Origin of the sequence: Priestia sp. SIMBA_032, from assembly GCF_046535215.1 — a bacterium.
Lineage (GTDB): Bacteria > Bacillota > Bacilli > Bacillales > Bacillaceae_H > Priestia > Priestia aryabhattai.
This window is the reverse complement of the sequence record NZ_JAWRXD010001371.1, coordinates 1-243: the sequence shown is the minus strand read 5'-3', so window position 1 is coordinate 243 and position 243 is coordinate 1. Positions and strand designations below refer to the sequence as shown.

Below are 243 nucleotides of genomic sequence, written 5' to 3'. Positions count from 1 at the left end.
CCCGTCGGCGTAGCTTTGATCACATGTCAACCCTCAAGGAACAGATCCGCGCTGATCTGACCACCGCCATGAAAGCCAAGGAATCCCTCGTCACCGGGACGCTGCGAATGGTCCTCGCCGCGATCGGTGCCGAAGAGGTCTCCGGCAAGACGGCACGTGAGTTGACCGACGATGACGTCCTCAAAGTGCTTGCCCGCGAGAGCAAGAAGCGGGCCGAGGCGGCGTCGATCTTCGCCGAGAACG

The 243-nt window shown here is 62.1% G+C and carries 1 protein-coding gene; it reads left to right on the top strand.

Annotated features, from left to right (window positions below; translation table 11 throughout):
• The coding region (locus tag SB717_RS38815; protein WP_410908581.1) for a GatB/YqeY domain-containing protein at window positions 1-243 on the top strand (243 nt) is incomplete at both ends.